The sequence below is a fragment of the Acidimicrobiales bacterium genome (assembly GCA_036270875.1).
Taxonomy (GTDB): domain Bacteria; phylum Actinomycetota; class Acidimicrobiia; order Acidimicrobiales; family AC-9; genus AC-9.
This window is the reverse complement of sequence record DATBBR010000067.1, coordinates 1-15,472: the sequence shown is the minus strand read 5'-3', so window position 1 is coordinate 15,472 and position 15,472 is coordinate 1. Positions and strand designations below refer to the sequence as shown.

Sequence of the window (15,472 nt, the reverse complement as noted above, 5' to 3'; positions counted from 1 at the left end):
AGCATCGCGCGCCAGCCGGCGTCGTGTCGGCTATGGGGGCGGCACTTGCGGCGTCGGGGATTTGTCACCACCATGGCTGGCGTCGACAGGGGGGTAGGGCAAGATGGCTGCATGGGTGCTGGCCCAGCGGTACGAGCTGCTGGAGGCGCTCGGCTCGGGTGCCATGGCCACCGTGTGGAGAGCCCACGATCGGCGTCTCAGCCGAGAGGTCGCCATCAAGGTCCTGAGCGAGCAGCTGGCCGCGAACCCGTCCTTCCGAGACCGGTTCGAACGCGAGGCGGTCCACGTGGCTTCGCTCAAGCACCCCAACGTCGTCACCGTCTTCGACTCGGGCAGTGAGGGCGCGGCCTACTACATCATCATGGAATTGGTCGAGGGCGAGTCGCTCCAGTCGCGGCTCACCGAGTCGTCGCCGTACCTGCCGCTGAACGAGGTCTCGGAGCTCGGAAAGGAGCTGCTGGCCGGTCTGAGCCATGCCCACGCCAAGGGCATCATCCACCGGGACATCAAGCCCGCGAACATCCTCATCACTCGGGAGGGCACGGCCAAGCTTGCGGACTTCGGCATCGCCAGGGCGGCGAACGACGCCGAGAGCCTCACCGCCGCCGGATCGTTCATCGGGACCCCGTCGTACTCGTCGCCCGAGCAGCTGGGCAGCCAACCGGCCACGCCGGCCACCGACCTGTACTCGCTCGGGTGCGTCCTGTACCACTGCATCGCCGGCCATCCTCCCTTCGAAGCGGAGCTGCCGGTCGGCGTCATCGCCCAGCATCTCGAGGTGGCGCCGCCTCCACTGCGCCGGCAACGGCCCGAGGTGTCGCCGGGCCTGGAAGCAGTCGTGCTGAGGGCCCTCGAGAAGGATCCTCAACAGCGGTTCCCCTCGGCCGACGAGATGAGCCACTCCCTCCCCGCCTCGGGCCCCGCGAACGGCAACGAGTCGGCCGGTTCCCTGTCGACCGTGGTCAAGCCGGCCCCCACCGGTGCCGTAGCCGAGGAGACCCCTCGGCCCGGTGCGCCCGGGCGGTGGCGGCTGTCCGTGGCGCTCAGGAGCCGGCGTTGGCGTTTGGCCGTCGTGCTCGGCGCGGCGGCGGTCGTCGCCGCCGTGGTGGGGGTGTCGGTGCCGCTCCTCTCCAGCAGCGGTCGCTCGACATCGGTGTCGTCCGGCCGGGCGGCGACCGCCGGGCCCACCGCGTCGACCACCGCCACCACCGCCGGGGCCAGCTCGACAGCGGCGGCCTCCGCCGCCCTGCAGCCGCTGCTGGGGCAATGGAAGACCTCCGTCACGTCGGGGCCGGTCAACTCCTCGCAGGGGTTGATCGCCGTGATCGCACACGACACGACGTCGGTCAGCTCCACGGCGACGGTCTACGCCTTCTCCGGCGGGCGGTGGAACGTCCTCAGCTCCCAGGATCTCGGCTTCAATCTCATGGCCGGCACACCGATCGTGTCGGGAAGCGTGACCGGCGGCCCCGACCCCGACTTCCTCGTCCAGCAGGAGGGCGGCAGCCAGGCCGTGGGATCAGTGCTCGCCAACATAAGCGGCTCGTGGCAGATGGTGCCCTTCCGAACAAGCACCGGGGTCGTGAACCAGGTGCAGGACCTCCACTTCACCGATGGCCATCCCGTCTCGCAGACGAACACCTGCACGCCGAGCTGCGCGGCGGGCAATCAGGTGGCGGTGTTCTTCAACTACGACGCCGCATCGCGCCAGTTCGTGCAGCAGCCGTAAGGGCCCGCGCTGGCCTGGATGCTGCCTCGCCAGGAGGCCCCCGCAGTCATCGGCGACCGACGACGGAGGTGCGCCCGCCCCGAGGCGGACTCTAGGGTTCGGGGGATGACGGGCGCCCAGGTCGGTTCGTTGCTGCGTGAGTGGCGCGAACGGCGCCGCCTCAGCCAGCTGGGACTTGCGGTCGACGCCGGGGTCTCGGCTCGCCACGTGAGCTTCGTCGAGAACGGCCGGGCGCGTCCGAGCCCGGAGATGGTGCTCCACCTCGCCGAGCGTCTCGAGGTGCCGCTGCGGGAGCGAAACCAGCTGCTGCTCTCTGCCGGGTACGCGCCGATGTACGGCCAGCGGACGCTGGACGACGCCGAGATGCAGCCCGTGCGCGAGGCGATCGGGCTGGTGCTCGAGGGCCACGAGCCCTACCCGGCGCTGGTGGTCGACCAGCACTGGAACCTGGTCGCCGCCAACCGCGGCCTCGCCGAGCTCACCGAGGGCGTCGCCGCCGAGCTCATGGAGGGGCCGGTCAACGTGCTGCGAGTCGCCCTCCACCCGAAGGGCCTGGCTCCGCGGATCGTGAACCTGGCCGAATGGCGCACCCATCTCCTCGAGCGGCTCGACCGTCAGATCACGGCGACGAGCGATCCCGTGCTTGTCGCGCTGCGCGACGAGCTGGCCGCGTACCCGGACACGAACGCCACCGGCAACGGCCACGACCGCGCCGGAGGCGACGGCAAGGGTGCCGATGGCCCGGCAGCCACCGATGGGGCCCAGCTCGCCCGCGACATCGTCGTCTGTCTCCGGCTGCGGACCGGCGACGGCGAGCTCGCCTTCTTCAGCACCGTTGCCACGTTCGGCACCGCCGTCGACGTCACCATCTCCGAGCTGGCCATCGAGTCGTTCTTCCCTGCCGACCGGGCCACGGCCGAGTACCTCCGTCGGCGGTGACGGTGCACCGGCCGCGCCGTCACCGCAGCCGCTTCTCGAAGTAGACGACATCCCAGTACCGGCCGAACTTGCGGCCCTGCTCGCTGAAGTGGGCGACCTGGGTGAAGCCGAAGCGACGGTGCAGGGCCACTGACGCCTCGTTGGGCAGCGCGACCCCGCCGATGGCGCGGTGGAGATCCTCGCCCTCGACGGCCCGGAAGAGCGCGGCGTACAGGCGGCTACCGAGCTGCCTGCCCGTGGCGTCCGGAGCCAGATAGACGGTGGTCTCGACCGAGGTCTCGTAGGCCTCCCGCGGCCGGTACGGGCTCGTGCTCGCGTATCCGAGGACCCGGGCGCCGGCCACGGCCACCAGGACACGATGACGACCGGTCTCCCGATAGTGGCGGAACCACTCGACTCGTTCGGCCATCGTCACCGGGCGGACGTCGAAGGTCACATGGGAGCGGACGACGTAGTGGTTGTAGAGGTCGTTGAGCTGGTGCAGGTCCTCGATCGCGGCGGGCCTGATCTCCACCGGGTCCTCGTCCACGCTGGGAAGATAGCGAGTCAGCCCTCGACCACGGGCCTCCCGATACCCCCGGAGGCGCGTCCCGGCGTGCGTGCCGGCGGGTGGCGCGGCAGTCTGGCCCCCATGGACGAGCGTGTTCGATTCATCAGGAAGCTCACGCCGGCGTTGCGGATCCCTCCCGGCCGGGCGGTCGACCTGGGCCGGGGCTTCGACCCCGCCTCTACCGACGGGTCGGTGTCCCGGTCGGACGCCTCCGGGCTGCTGGACCAGGGCGTCGAGTTGCTCACCGAGTACCAGGACCGCCTCTACGCCCAGGCGTCGTCCGGGGTCCTCGTCGTCCTCCAGGGCCCCGACGCCTCCGGCAAGGACAGCACCATCAAGCACGTGATGAGGGGAGTCAACCCCCAGGGCGTCGACGTTCGTAGCTTCGGGGAGCCGTCTGCCGAGGAGCTCAGTCACGACTACCTCTGGCGGTGCCATCGGGTCGTGCCCCAGCGGGGCCGGATCGGTGTCTTCAACCGCTCCTACTACGAGGAGGTCCTCGTGGTGCGGATCCATCCGGAGCTCCTGGTTCCCGAGCGCCTTCCCGAGCTCCCGAAGGACGAGAGCATCTGGGCGCGCCGCTACCGGGAGATCAACGACTGGGAGCGCTACCTGGTCGAGAACGGCATTCGGGTCGTCAAGGTCTTCCTCAACCTGTCGAGGCGTGAGCAGGCCAAGCGGTTCCTCAAGCGCATCGACGACCCCCGGAAACACTGGAAGTTCTCGGCTGCCGACCTCCGCGATCGTCGCCGCTGGGACGACTACCAGCGGGTCTACAGCGACATGCTCAGTCACACGAGCACCGAGTGGGCTCCCTGGCACGTCGTGCCGGCCGACCACAAGTGGTTCGCCCGCCTGGCGACGGCTGCCGTCCTGGCCCAGACCCTCGTCGAGATCGACCCCCGGTACCCGGAGGTGGAACCAGCGACCCGCAAACAGATGGCGAAGGCCCGCAGCGAGCTGGTGGCCGAGGTTGGCCGCTCGAAGGCCGCCGCCAAGGGCTGATCCGTCGTGGCTGCCCGAGCGGACCGCGCCCGTCGGTTGTCGGCTGGCGACCTTCGCCTGCTGGCCGCGGCCGGCGTGCTCAGCGCTGCCTCGGGCGCGACCCGGTTCACCGCCAGCGGGTCGGTGCTGCCCTTCATCGTGTCCGGGCTGGCCCTCGCGGCCCTCGCGGCCCTGGTCGGGCGCAGCGTCGACCGGCTCGGCGGCCGTCTCGGGGCGGGCGCCACTGGTGCGCTACAGGCTGCCCTCGGCAATCTTCCCGAGCTGTTCTTCGCCATCTTCGCCCTGCGGGCCGGACTGGTAACGGTCGTCCAGTCCGCCCTCATCGGCTCCATCCTGGCCAACGTCCTCCTCGTGCTGGGCCTGGCGTTCATCGCCGGCGGGGTGCGCAACGGTGTCCAGCGGTTCGCCGCCGATCCGGCGCGCAGCATGGTGCTCCTGCTGGCGCTTGCTGTCGCCGTGCTCACCATCCCGACGGTCACGGCGCATCTGAACGTGCCCGCGGCCGCGCACGAGCATGCCCTGTCTTATGTGGCCGCGGTCATCCTGCTGGCGGTCTTCGTCCTGTCCATACCTTCGTCTCTGAAGCGCCGTCGGGAGCCGGCCGCCGAGACCGGGGACTCGACCGGCGGATGGCCACTCAGCCTCGCCATTGGTCTCTTGGCTGCATCGAGCGTCGCCGCTGCCGTCGTGTCGGACTGGTTCGTCCACGCGCTCACCCCTGCCCTCTCGACGCTGCACATCTCCCAGACCTTCGCCGGCCTGGTCATCGTGGCGATCGCCGGCAATGCCGTGGAGCACGTCGTGGGTGTGCAGCTGGCCTTCCGAAACCGTGCCGACTACGCCCTGTCGGTGATCGTGCAGAGCCCGGTGCAGATCGCGCTGGCCCTCATCCCGGTGCTGGTGCTCCTTTCGCCGGTGCTCGGGGGCGCGCAGCTGACTCTCGTGCTCCCGCTCGTCCTCGTCGTCGTGCTCGCCATCACGACCGTCGTGGTCGTCGTCGTCGTGTTCGACGGCAAGTCGAACTGGCTCGAGGGGGTCACCCTCGTCGGGCTCTACGCCGTGATCGCGGCGTCGTTCTGGTGGGGCTGACGCCGACCCTCCCCAGCTAGGGCAGGCGGCCCCTCGTCGAGCGGAGGGAGTGGGATTCGAACCCACGGTGCCACGAGGACACAACGGTTTTCGAGACCGTCCGATTCGGCCGCTCTCGCATCCCTCCGGGACTGAGGTTAGCGACTCCGCCGATCGGCGAAGAACGACGTCAATAGCCGTGTGCTCTCGTCGGCCCGGATGCCCGGGACGACCTCGACTTCGTGATTGAGACGGGGATCGGCGCAGAGGTTGTAGAGAGAGCCGCAGGCGCCGGCCTTGGGGTCGGCGGCGCCGAAGACCAGTCGGGCTAGACGCGCCGCGACCAGGGCGCCGGCGCACATCGGGCAGGGCTCGAGGCTGACCACGAGGCTCACGGAGTCGAGGCGCCATGTGCCGAGCACCCTGGCCGCGTCCTGCAGGGCGAGGATCTCGGCGTGGGCGGTGGGGTCGCCCTGGAGCTCCCGCTCGTTGTGCCGCCGGCTGAGCACCTGCCCGCCCTCGACCGCCACCGCCCCCACGGGGACGTCGCCATGGGAGACGGCGGCGCGGGCCTCGGCCAGGGCCAGGGCCATGGCCTCCTCGTCCGCTGCCCGGCCTGAGGACGAGTGGAGCCGGCCGGGGGGGGATCCGCTGGTCACGGCGGCCACGGTATCGGGCACCTGGCTGGCCGAGCCCACCCTAGGTAGGCCACCCCGGGAGGAATCGCCGCCTACCTGGCGAAACTCTATGAGCCACGTGTGGGAGCCGCCCCAGCCTCGGGGCGGTCTGAGCTGTTCGGGCGGTGCTGGGGCCGTCCGGCCGGTGTGATCGAGCGTTCTGACGCGTCGACCCCGTGCGCCTGGGCGCTGCTGGTTGGCGTGGCGGAGGGGATGGGATTCGAACCCACGGTCGGTTGCCCGACACACGATTTCCAGTCGTGCCGATTCGGCCGCTCTCGCACCCCTCCGGGCGTCAGGGTATCTTCGGCCTGCGGGGTGGTCGCTCCGTGCGGCGGCCGGGTCCTGCGCAACGGGAGACCGTGAATCGAGTCAGGGCCGGAAGGCAGCAGCTCTCAGCGGGCCCTCTCGTGTGCCGCAGACAGCCTGGCCGCCGCACCGAGCGACCATCCGTCGTCGACGGGGTGTGCGGCTCCGGAGAACCGCCGAGAACCGGAGGGGATGACACGGCTCGCCGGTAGTGTGGTGCGCCGTGGCCGACCAGTCCTATCAGTCTCTCTACCGTCGCTACCGTCCCCAGCGCTTCAGCGAGGTGAAGGGCCAGGACCACGTCACCCGAGCACTTCGCAACGCGGCGCGCGACGACCGGGTGGCGCACGCCTACCTGTTCAGTGGGCCACGCGGCACCGGCAAGACCTCGACGGCGCGCATCCTGGCCAAGGTCCTCAACTGCCCCAACCAGCGCGACGGCGAGCCGTGTGGGACGTGCGACTCCTGCGTGCAGGTCGCCCTTGGTGCGTCGTTCGACGTTCACGAGCTCGATGCCGCGTCGAACAACGGGGTCGAGGCCATGCGGGACCTCGTGGCCCGGGCTGCCCTCGGCACGCCGGGTCGTTGGAAGGTCTACATCGTCGACGAGGTCCACATGCTGTCGACAGCGGCCTCCAACGCCCTGCTCAAGACCCTCGAGGAGCCTCCTGGCCACGTCGTGTTCGTGCTGGCCACGACCGACCCGCAGCGGGTGCTGCCGACCATCCGCAGCCGGACCCAGCACTTCGAGTTCCGGCTGCTGACCGGCGACGCCCTGGCCGATCTCGTCCGCCACGTCCAGGACGACGCTGGTCTCGACCTTCCGTCGGAGGCCGTCGACCTGGCCGTCCGGCGGGGCAACGGGTCGGCACGCGACGCCCTCTCGGTGCTCGACCAGATCGCCGCCGCTGGCACCGTCGATGACAGCGTTGCCGTGCTCGACGAGCTCATGCAGGCCATCACCGAGCGCGACGCCGGCCGGGCGCTCGTAGCCGTGGCCGAGGCGTGCGCCGCCGGCTGGGACGCCCAGCGCCTTGCCACCGACCTGGTAGAGCAGCTGCGGTGGGGGTTCCTGGCCACCATGGCCCCGACGCTCGTCCCCCTGACCGACGCCGCCCGCCAACGGGTCGACGAGCAGGGCAGGCAGCTCGGTCCGGCCGCCCTCGTGAGGGGCGTCGAGCTGGTCGGTCAGGCCCTGGTGGACATGCGCGACGCCCTGGACCCGCGCGCCACCCTCGAGGTCGCCCTGGTGCGCCTCGCCCGTCCGGACGCCGATCATTCCCCGGAGGCGCTCCTCGAGCGGATCGAGGGTCTGGAGCGCCGCCTGTCGAGCCGAGGGCCGGCGACGCCGCCTGGTGGCAGCAGCCCGGCGGCTCCGCCCCAGCCCAAGCCGGAGCCGTCCGCGGCGGGGGCGCCGCCGGCCGCCGGGGGGGGCGACCCCGGCGGCAAGGCCGCGCTTGGGGCGGTCCGCCGCCAAGCTCGCACGCCCGGCGACCCGCCAGGCAACCCGGGGGGAGGCGCCAAGGCGGCGCCGCCTGCCCAAGACGCCGCCCCGGGCGCCGGCCGGCCCCCGCCCAGCGTCGCCGTCGGCCAGCCCGACCGCGACGAGCTCGTGAAGGCTTGGGGCGACTCCGTGCTGTCCGGCCTGAAGGGCCGCGCCCGCGCTCGGTTCCGGGCGGGACGGTTCGTCGCCGCCCAGGACGGGGTGGCCACCTTCGCCCTGCCCGACGAGATCCACCGGTCCTACAGCGAGGAGTGCCGGGTCGACGTGGAGGCGGCGCTCAGGGCCCACTTCGGAGTGCCGATCAGGCTCAGGCTGGTGGTGGACGACGACTCACCGTCGGTCCCCGCTTCCCAGCCAGCCCGTCAGGCCGTGGCCGACGACCCCCCCGATCCGGACGAGCTGACCGACGCTCCTCCGGGGTCGACATCGGTGGAGGCCCGCCTGCTGCAGACCTTCCCCGGCGCCCGGGAGGTGCCGGGGATGACGGCGCCGCCGGGTCCGGACCGGTGACGGGCAGCCAGGACCACCACTCGCTGTGTACGCCGGCCCCGTCCAGGACCTGATCGACGAGCTGGGTCGACTTCCCGGCGTCGGACCCAAGTCCGCCCAGCGCATCGCCTTCCACCTGCTCAAGGTGGACAAGGAGGAGGCCTTCCGCCTCGCCCGGGCCGTCTCCGAGGTGAAGGAGCGCACCTCGCTGTGCACCCGTTGCTTCAATGTGGCCGAGGCGGAGCTGTGCGCCCTCTGCACCGATCCTCGCCGAGACCCGGCGGTCGTCTGCGTGGTGGAGGATCCGAGGGACATCGTCGCCGTCGAGAAGACGGGCGAGTTCCGGGGCCGCTACCACGTCCTCCAAGGCGCCATCAACCCGATCGAGGGAATCGGTCCGGACCAGCTGCGCGTCAGGGAGCTCCTGGCGCGCGTCGAGCCCGAGGGCATCGCCGAGACGATCCTGTGCACCAACCCCAACCTCGAGGGTGAGGCCACCGCCATGTACCTGGCCAAGCTGCTCCGGCCCCTCGGCATACGGGTGACGCGGATCGCCAGCGGCCTCCCGGTGGGAGGCGATCTGGAGTACGCCGACGAGCTGACCCTCGGGCGGGCCCTGGAAGGTCGCCGCGAGGTCGACGCCTGACCGTCGGGCGGCTCAGGAGGCCGGGGCCTGGACCAGCAGGGCGTCGCCCTGCCCGCCGCCCCCGCACAGAGCGGCGGCGCCGAGGCCGCCACCACGACGGCCCAGCTCGGTCAGCAGCGTCAGCGCCAGGCGGGTACCCGACATCCCGATGGGATGCCCGAGCGCGATGGCGCCGCCGTTGACATTTGTCACCTCGTCGGTGATGCCCAGGTCCTCCATCGACGCCAGGCCGACCGCAGCGAAGGCCTCGTTGAACTCGAACAGGTCGACGTCGCCGACCTGGCGACCGGCCCTGTCGAGCGCCTGACGGGTGGACCGCGAGGGCTGGGTCAACAGCGACGGATCGGGGCCGGCCACCATGCCGTAGCTCACGATCTCACCCAGCGGCCGCACACCCAGCTCGTCAGCCTTGGCCCGAGAGGTCACCACCACGGCCGCGCCGCCGTCGGAGATCTGGCTGGCGTTCCCCGCGGTGATCGTGCCGTCGCCCTCGAAGGCGGGGCGCAGCTTGCCCAGGGACTCGGTTGTCGTACCCGGCCGCACGCCCTCGTCGGTGTCGATCACGACGGGGTCGCCCTTGCGCTGCGGCACCGACACGGGGACGATCTCGTCGGCGAAGCGGCCGTCCTTGATGGCCGCCGCAGCCCGCTCGTGCGAGGCAGCAGCGAAGGCGTCCTGCCGATCGCGGGCGATGCTGGCGGCCTTGCTGTAGCGCTCCGTCGCTGCTCCCATGGCGCACACGTCGAAGGCGCAGAACAGCCCGTCGAACATCATCGAATCGACCAGCGAGGAGTCGCCCATGCGGTAGCCCGCTCGGGCCTCCGGAAGCAGGTAGGGCGCCTTGGTCATCGACTCCATGCCCCCGGCCACGACGACATCGGCGTCCCCGGCGGCGATCATCTGGTCGGCCAGGTAGATGGAGTTGAGCCCCGAGAGACAGACCTTGTTCACCGTCATGGCCGGCACCGTCATCGGGATCCCGGCCTTCACCGCCGCCTGCCGGGCCGTGATCTGGCCCTGGCCCGCCTGCAGGACCTGTCCCATCAACACGTACTCGACCTGCTCGGGCGTCAGGCCCGCCCGCTCGAGGGCGGCGGCGATGGCAAAACCGCCCAGGTCCATGGCGCTGAAGCCGGTCAGGGCGCCCGACAGCCGACCGATCGGCGTACGGGCACCGGCGACGATTACAGAACCAGGCATCGATGACCTCCCAGGCCGCTTACGCGCCACAGTGTAGGGCGTCGCTACCGGGGAGTAAGTTGGGCGCCCATGCGAGACATCCTCGAGGCAATCCAGGCCGGAGCCCCCGGAGAGCAGCTGGGCGCCCTGCCCATTCCCGACTCCTACCGGGCCGCCGTGGTCCACAAGTCGGAGACCGCCATGTTCGAGGGAATGGAGTCGGCCGACAAGGACCCTCGCCGCTCACTCCACGTGGAAGACGTGGCCGTCCCCGAGCTGGCGCCCGACGAGGCCTACGTCGCCGTGATGGCCAGCGCCATCAACTTCAACACGGTGTGGACGTCCATCTTCGAGCCCCTGCCCACCTTCTTGTTCCTCGAGCGCCTCGGCCGCGAGAGCCGCTGGGGCGCCCGCCACAACCTGCCCTACCACGTGGTGGGCTCGGATGCCGCCGGCGTGGTGGTGCGAGTCGGCTCGGCAGTCCGCAAGTGGAAGCCCGGTGATCGGGTCACGATCCACTGCAACTACGTCGACGATCAGGACCCCTCGTCGCACGATGACGCCATGCTGGCCGACAACCAGCGCATCTGGGGCTTCGAGTCCAACTTCGGCGGCCTGGCCGATCTGACGGTGGTGAAGGCCAACCAGCTCATGCCCAAGCCCGCCCACCTCAGCTGGGAGGAGGCGGCCTGCAACGCCTTGTGCAACTCGACCTCCTACCGCATGCTCGTGGGCCATCACGGCGCCAACATGAAGCAGGGCGACGCCGTGCTCATCTGGGGGGCCACGGGAGGCCTCGGCGGCTACGCGGTGCAGTACGTGCTGAATGGTGGGGGAGTTCCGGTTGGAGTGGTCAGCTCGGCGGACAAGGTGAAGCTGCTCGAGGGGCTGGGCTGCGAGGCGGTCATCGACCGCAAGGCGGGCGGCTACAAGTTCTGGTCCGACGAGCACACCCAGGACGAGCGGGAGTGGCGCCGATTCGGAAAGGACGTCCGGGCCCTGGTGGGGGAGGATCCCGACATCGTCTTCGAGCACCCGGGTCGGTCGACGATGGGGGCCTCGGTGTTCGTGGCCAAGCGAGGCGGCCTCATCATGACCTGCGCGGCGACGTCGGGCTACATGATCGAGTACGACAACCGCCACCTGTGGATGAAGCTGAAGAGCATCAAGTCCAGCCACTTCGCCAACTACCGGGAGGCGTGGGAAGCCAACGACCTCCTCGCCAAGGGCATGATCCAGCCCATCCTCTCCACGGTGCACCCACTGGAGGAGGTCGGCGAGGCCACCCGGCTGGTGCAGCACAATCTCCACGAGGGAAAGGTCGGGGTCTTGTGCCTGGCCCCGTCGGAGGGGCTCGGGATCGACGACCCCGAAACCCGGGCGAAGATCGGTGAGGACCGGATCACGCTGTTCCGGAGGCATGGCAAGTGAGCGCGGCCGGAGCCGGTGACTCCCTGCTCACCGAGATCGACCACGTCGCCATCGCCGTCCACGACCTGGGCGCCGCCATCGACTACTACGGGTCCACGTTCGGCGCCGTCGTCGCCCACCGTGAGCGGGTGGAGTCCGATGGGGTTGAGGAGGCGCTGCTCAAGGTGGCCGACTCCTACATCCAGCTCATCACTCCCACGAGCGAGGACTCCACGGTCGCCAAGTACCTCGAGCGCAAGGGAGAGGGTCTCCACCACGTCGGCTACCGGGTGGACGACTGCGCGACCGCCCTCCAGGCGGTGAAGGACGCCGGCGGCCAGGTCATCGACGAGGAGCCCAGACCGGGTTCGCGCGGCACGACAGTGGCCTTCATCCATCCCAAGACGGCCTTCGGCACCCTCATCGAGCTGGTCGAGGAGTAGCGGTCTCGCCCGGCGGAGCCCTTCGGTGAGAGTCCACCTGGTCGACGGCACCTACGAGCTGTTCCGTCACCACTTCGGCCAGCCGTCCCACCTCGACGACGCGGGTGTCGAGGTGGCCGCCACCCGGGGCGTGGTCGCCACGCTGCTGGCGATGCTCGCCGACGGGGCCACGCACCTCGGCGTGGCGACCGACCATGTCATCGAGTCGTTCCGCAACGAGATGTGGCCGACCTACAAGTCGAGCGTCGGGGTACCACCCGAGCTGCTCGTCCAGTTTCCCCTTCTCGAGGACGCCATCTCTGCCCTCGGGGTGGTCGTGTGGCCGATGGTCGACGTCGAAGCCGACGACGCCCTGGCCTCGGCTGCCGCCACGTCCGCCGAGGATCTCTCGGTCGAGCAGGTCCTGATCTGCACCCCGGACAAGGACCTGGCCCAATGCGTGGTGGGCGAGCGCGTCGTCCAGCTCGATCGCCGACGGCGGCCCGACGCCGGTCCGCTGCTGACTGACGAGCGCGGTGTCGTGGCCAAGTTCGGGGTGGCCCCCAGCTCGATCCCCGACTACCTGGCGCTGGTCGGAGACTCCTCCGACGGCTACCCGGGCCTGCCCGGATGGGGCGCCAAGTCCACGGCGGCCGTCCTGGCCCGCTACGGGCACCTCGAGGACGTGCCCGAGCTGGCCCTCAGCTGGGACATCACGGTTCGCGGCGGCACCGCCCTGGCCAGCACCCTGGCCGAGCAGCGGGATCTCGCCTTGTTGTTCCGCGACCTGGCCACCCTGCGGGTCGACCCGTCGCTGCTCGAGGACGTGGCCAGCCTGCGGTGGCAAGGCCCCACGCCGGAGTTCGGGCCGCTGTGTCGCCGGCTCGACGCTGACGACCTGCGTCGGCGAGCGGAGTCACTCGCCTCTCGCCGCTGACCTACGGTCCGCCGAACGCCGACGGCAGGGGCCTGGCCGTGGCCTCCGCCAGCAGATCGAGGTAGCGCTCCCGGCTGATCTCGACGGCGCCCAGGCGACCGAGATGAGGCGTCAGCCACTGCACGTCGAGCAGCGTGGCGCCGCCGCTGACCAGGTGCTCCACCAGCGCCACCAGCGCCACCTTGGATGCGTCGCTGCGGCGGTGGAACATCGACTCACCGGCGAAGAAGCCGCCGATGGCGACGCCGTAGAGGCCGCCGGCGAGCAGGTCTTCGCCGCCGGGGCCCTCACCGGGAGCCCAGGCCTCGACACTGTGGGCCCATCCCAGGTGATGGAGGCCCTCGTAGGCCACCGAGATGTCCGGCGTGATCCACCGGCCAGGGCGATCGGGGCTGGCGCAGGCGCGACCCACGGCCTCGAAGGCGGTGTTCACACGCACCTCGAAACGTCGGCAGGACCGGGCCAGCGAGCGACTGACGCGCAGGCCGTCGACGGGGAGGATCGCCCTCGGGTCCGGTGACCACCAGCCCATGACCGGCGGCCGACCCGGAAGATCGAGCGGCATGGGGAACAGGCCGTTGCGGTAGCCAGCGAGCAGCGTGCCCGGCTCCAGGTCGGCGCCCACGGCGACGACGTCGTCGGCCAGCCCGCTACCGCCGACCCTGCGGTGACGATCACGGGCGCTGCCGGGACGCGGAAAGCGCCAGGCAGACGGGGCCGGCTCGATGGGCACGGCCCAGACTCGCGCTTGTAGCCCGTCTGGGGCCCACTCGGGGTCCTCTGACCAGGGGTAACGCTCCCCCCAGCTGCCGAGGTGGTCAGAGCTGCAGCGGCCCCTGCCAGGCAGCGCCGCTCTGAACCGAGTACACCTGGGTGGCACCAGTATTGCCCACCACGAACACATCGGTCTGGTTGGAGATACCGAACTGGTTCGAGGCGGCCAGTCCGGCCCCCGCCGGGGCGAGGCCCGTCGGCGAGATGGCCAGCGGCCCGTGCCAGTTACCTCCGCCCTGGACCCACATGACCTGGGTGGCACCGTTGGTGGCCACCACGAACACGTCGGTCTGGTTGGAGATACCGAACTGGTTCGAGGCCGCCAGTCCCGCCCCCGCCGGGGCGAGGCCCGTCGGCGAGATGGCCAGCGGCCCGTGCCAGCTACTTCCGCCCTGGACCCACATGACCTGGGTGGCACCAGTATTGCCCACCACGAACACATCGGTCTGGTTGGAGATACCGAACTGGTTGGAGACCGCCAAGTGGGCACCAGGCGGAGCCAGCCCCGGGCGGCTGATGTCCAATGGCCCGTTCCAGATGCCCTGTCCTTGCACCCAACGCACTTGGACGGCTCCGTTCGGCGCCACGCTGAACTCGTCGGTCTGGGCTGGCACACCGAACTGGGGCGAAGATGCCACCTGGGTCGGGATGGATGGATGGGGGAGCGTAAAGGCGACTACGTGTCCAGCGGTACCCACGAAAACATTGCTGCCGTCCGCAGCGGGGACCGAGAACTTGAGGGCGCACGACGGGCTGGCTGTTGGTCCACAGTTCGTGCCAAGGGGGGCCGACCAGAGAAGCTGCAAGGTGCCGTTGACCGGAACGGGATTGTAGGCACGGAGGGCTCCGTGCGTGTCGATCGCCCAGAGCGTCGCCGAGCCGGACGTCGTGCCGTCGGAGGTGATGATCGGAGGGCCGGAGCCGAATCCGAACCGCTCCACCGAGGTCCCGGCGACCTTCAGCGCCCCGCCGGAAGTGACCTGATACGCCGTGAGCGGTCCGGAGCACTCGCATGGCTGCTGGTCGCCAGTCATATTGACGGAGCTCATATAGAAGTATCCCCCGTCCCCAGGCCAGACGGCGGCGTGGCTCCAGGCCGCCTGGTTCGGCAGCTCGGAGACCGCGTTGTCGGGGCCGCTGGGTCCCGCCATGCCCCCGAGGTTGTCGCGATCGAGGAGGTAGAGGGCGGTCTTGCTCGGCTGAACCAGGAGATTGGGGTGGTTGGGGACGTTGCCGAAGCCGGTGGGCAAGAGGGTGGGCCCGCCCGCACCGAGGTCGTTGTCTAGGTTCGACAGGCTGAGCGCGTTGAAGGGGGTGAAGCGGTCTGCCTGGTGCAGGTGTCCGCCACTGTCGACGGTGAGGCGCAGGGTCGACTGGCCCAGAGCTCCCTGGGAAGTCGTGCCTGGGCCGGGGCTGGGGACCGACCCGTTCCCTGTAGCGGCAAAGATCGAGGTCCCGTCGGACGCCAGTCCGCCGCCGGACTGCCACACAGCACCCAAGATGTTGCTGCCGGTTTCGGTGGTCCACAACGACACGGCCCCGGTGTTCTCGGAGATTCCGGCGATCCAGCCCTTGTAAGCACCCTTGTCACAGCCGCTACCGAACCCGGCGAAGACTCGGCCGTTCAGCAGGAGCAGTCCGGGCCGCTGGATCTGGACTGTGGGATCGAACGTACTGCTCGGGTCGTTGGAGGCCGGTCCCTGTATGGTTCTCGGAAATCCTGATTGGAGAGCGCCAGTGGCGGCGTTGAACGCAAAAGCACGCCACGCCTTTGAGGCGGGATTGGAGCCGTCCCACGTCAGTGCGGTCAGATACACAATGCCCGTGACGGGAT

Annotated in this window: 14 protein-coding genes, 2 tRNA genes and 1 other RNA gene; 10 read left to right on the top strand and 7 right to left on the bottom strand. The window is 70.3% G+C overall.

Features of this window, described 5'->3' with window-relative positions:
- The first annotated feature begins 103 nt into the window (after window positions 1-103).
- Window positions 104-1,729 carry a serine/threonine-protein kinase gene (locus VH112_07860; GenBank protein HEX4540146.1) on the top strand — a complete coding sequence of 542 codons (1,626 nt, stop codon included), beginning with the start codon at window positions 104-106 and terminating at the stop codon, window positions 1,727-1,729.
- A gap of 105 nt (window positions 1,730-1,834) precedes the next feature.
- Window positions 1,835-2,668, top strand: a complete 834-nt coding sequence (locus VH112_07855) for a helix-turn-helix transcriptional regulator (protein ID HEX4540145.1) — start codon at window positions 1,835-1,837, stop codon at window positions 2,666-2,668.
- Between the two features lie 19 nt (window positions 2,669-2,687).
- Here the strand turns inward: VH112_07855 and VH112_07850 are convergent, their stop codons facing one another.
- Entirely contained in the window at window positions 2,688-3,197 is a 510-nt protein-coding gene (locus VH112_07850) for a GNAT family N-acetyltransferase (GenBank protein HEX4540144.1), read from the bottom strand.
- A 102-nt stretch (window positions 3,198-3,299) separates the two neighbouring features.
- Between VH112_07850 and VH112_07845 the strand changes: the two genes are divergently transcribed.
- Window positions 3,300-4,223 carry a PPK2 family polyphosphate kinase gene (locus VH112_07845; GenBank protein HEX4540143.1) on the top strand — a complete coding sequence of 308 codons (924 nt, stop codon included), beginning with the start codon at window positions 3,300-3,302 and terminating at the stop codon, window positions 4,221-4,223.
- Window positions 4,224-4,229: 6 nt separating this feature from the next.
- Entirely contained in the window at window positions 4,230-5,312 is a 1,083-nt protein-coding gene (locus VH112_07840) for a hypothetical protein (protein ID HEX4540142.1), read from the top strand.
- A gap of 41 nt (window positions 5,313-5,353) precedes the next feature.
- Here VH112_07840 and VH112_07835 read toward each other — a convergent pair.
- From VH112_07835 to VH112_07825, 3 genes are all read right to left on the bottom strand, one after another.
- A tRNA-Ser gene (locus VH112_07835) sits at window positions 5,354-5,439 on the bottom strand.
- Between the two features lie 10 nt (window positions 5,440-5,449).
- Window positions 5,450-5,950, bottom strand: a complete 501-nt coding sequence (locus tag VH112_07830; protein HEX4540141.1) for a nucleoside deaminase — start codon at window positions 5,948-5,950, stop codon at window positions 5,450-5,452.
- Window positions 5,951-6,170: 220 nt separating this feature from the next.
- A tRNA-Ser gene (locus VH112_07825) sits at window positions 6,171-6,258 on the bottom strand.
- 46 nt (window positions 6,259-6,304) lie between these two features.
- On the opposite strand from VH112_07825, the gene ffs reads away from it, so the two are divergent.
- The 3 genes from ffs (at window position 6,305) to recR (ending at window position 8,916) form a co-directional block, all read left to right on the top strand.
- An RNA gene (ffs, locus tag VH112_07820) (signal recognition particle sRNA small type) lies at window positions 6,305-6,403 on the top strand.
- A 97-nt stretch (window positions 6,404-6,500) separates the two neighbouring features.
- On the top strand, window positions 6,501-8,291 hold the full coding sequence (gene dnaX / locus VH112_07815) for a DNA polymerase III subunit gamma/tau (protein ID HEX4540140.1): 1,791 nt from the start codon (window positions 6,501-6,503) through the stop codon (window positions 8,289-8,291).
- A 25-nt stretch (window positions 8,292-8,316) separates the two neighbouring features.
- Window positions 8,317-8,916, top strand: a complete 600-nt coding sequence (gene recR, locus VH112_07810; protein HEX4540139.1) for a recombination mediator RecR — start codon at window positions 8,317-8,319, stop codon at window positions 8,914-8,916.
- A 12-nt stretch (window positions 8,917-8,928) separates the two neighbouring features.
- Here recR and VH112_07805 read toward each other — a convergent pair whose 3' ends face one another.
- Window positions 8,929-10,116, bottom strand: coding sequence for an acetyl-CoA C-acetyltransferase (locus VH112_07805; protein ID HEX4540138.1), 1,188 nt, complete (start codon window positions 10,114-10,116; stop codon window positions 8,929-8,931).
- Between the two features lie 69 nt (window positions 10,117-10,185).
- On the opposite strand from VH112_07805, the gene ccrA reads away from it, so the two are divergent.
- From ccrA to VH112_07790, 3 genes are read left to right on the top strand one after another with little or no spacing between them, the layout of a single operon-like run.
- Window positions 10,186-11,526 carry a crotonyl-CoA carboxylase/reductase gene (gene ccrA, locus VH112_07800; GenBank protein HEX4540137.1) on the top strand — a complete coding sequence of 447 codons (1,341 nt, stop codon included), beginning with the start codon at window positions 10,186-10,188 and terminating at the stop codon, window positions 11,524-11,526.
- A complete protein-coding gene (gene mce / locus VH112_07795; GenBank protein HEX4540136.1) occupies window positions 11,523-11,948 on the top strand; it encodes a methylmalonyl-CoA epimerase in 426 nt (141 codons plus the stop codon). The genes ccrA and mce overlap by 4 nt, the downstream gene beginning before the upstream one ends.
- 25 nt (window positions 11,949-11,973) lie before the next feature.
- Complete coding sequence (locus tag VH112_07790; protein HEX4540135.1) at window positions 11,974-12,864, top strand: 5'-3' exonuclease H3TH domain-containing protein; 891 nt, start codon at window positions 11,974-11,976, stop codon at window positions 12,862-12,864.
- Window position 12,865: 1 nt separating this feature from the next.
- Here VH112_07790 and aat read toward each other — a convergent pair whose 3' ends face one another.
- Entirely contained in the window at window positions 12,866-13,597 is a 732-nt protein-coding gene (gene aat, locus VH112_07785) for a leucyl/phenylalanyl-tRNA--protein transferase (protein ID HEX4540134.1), read from the bottom strand.
- Window positions 13,598-13,682: 85 nt separating this feature from the next.
- Window positions 13,683-15,472: hypothetical protein (locus VH112_07780; protein HEX4540133.1), on the bottom strand; the 1,790-nt coding region annotated here is incomplete at its 5' end.

Excerpts from the sequence above, each read along its gene's own strand:
- VH112_07805 (HEX4540138.1), bottom strand. The coding sequence starts at position 10,116 with ATGCCTGGTTCTGTAATCGTCGCCGGTGCCCGTACGCCGATCGGTCGG.
- ccrA (HEX4540137.1), top strand. The coding sequence starts at position 10,186 with ATGCGAGACATCCTCGAGGCAATCCAGGCCGGAGCCCCCGGAGAGCAG.
- VH112_07860 (HEX4540146.1), top strand. The coding sequence starts at position 104 with ATGGCTGCATGGGTGCTGGCCCAGCGGTACGAGCTGCTGGAGGCGCTC.
- VH112_07845 (HEX4540143.1), top strand. The coding sequence starts at position 3,300 with ATGGACGAGCGTGTTCGATTCATCAGGAAGCTCACGCCGGCGTTGCGG.
- VH112_07855 (HEX4540145.1), top strand. The coding sequence starts at position 1,835 with ATGACGGGCGCCCAGGTCGGTTCGTTGCTGCGTGAGTGGCGCGAACGG.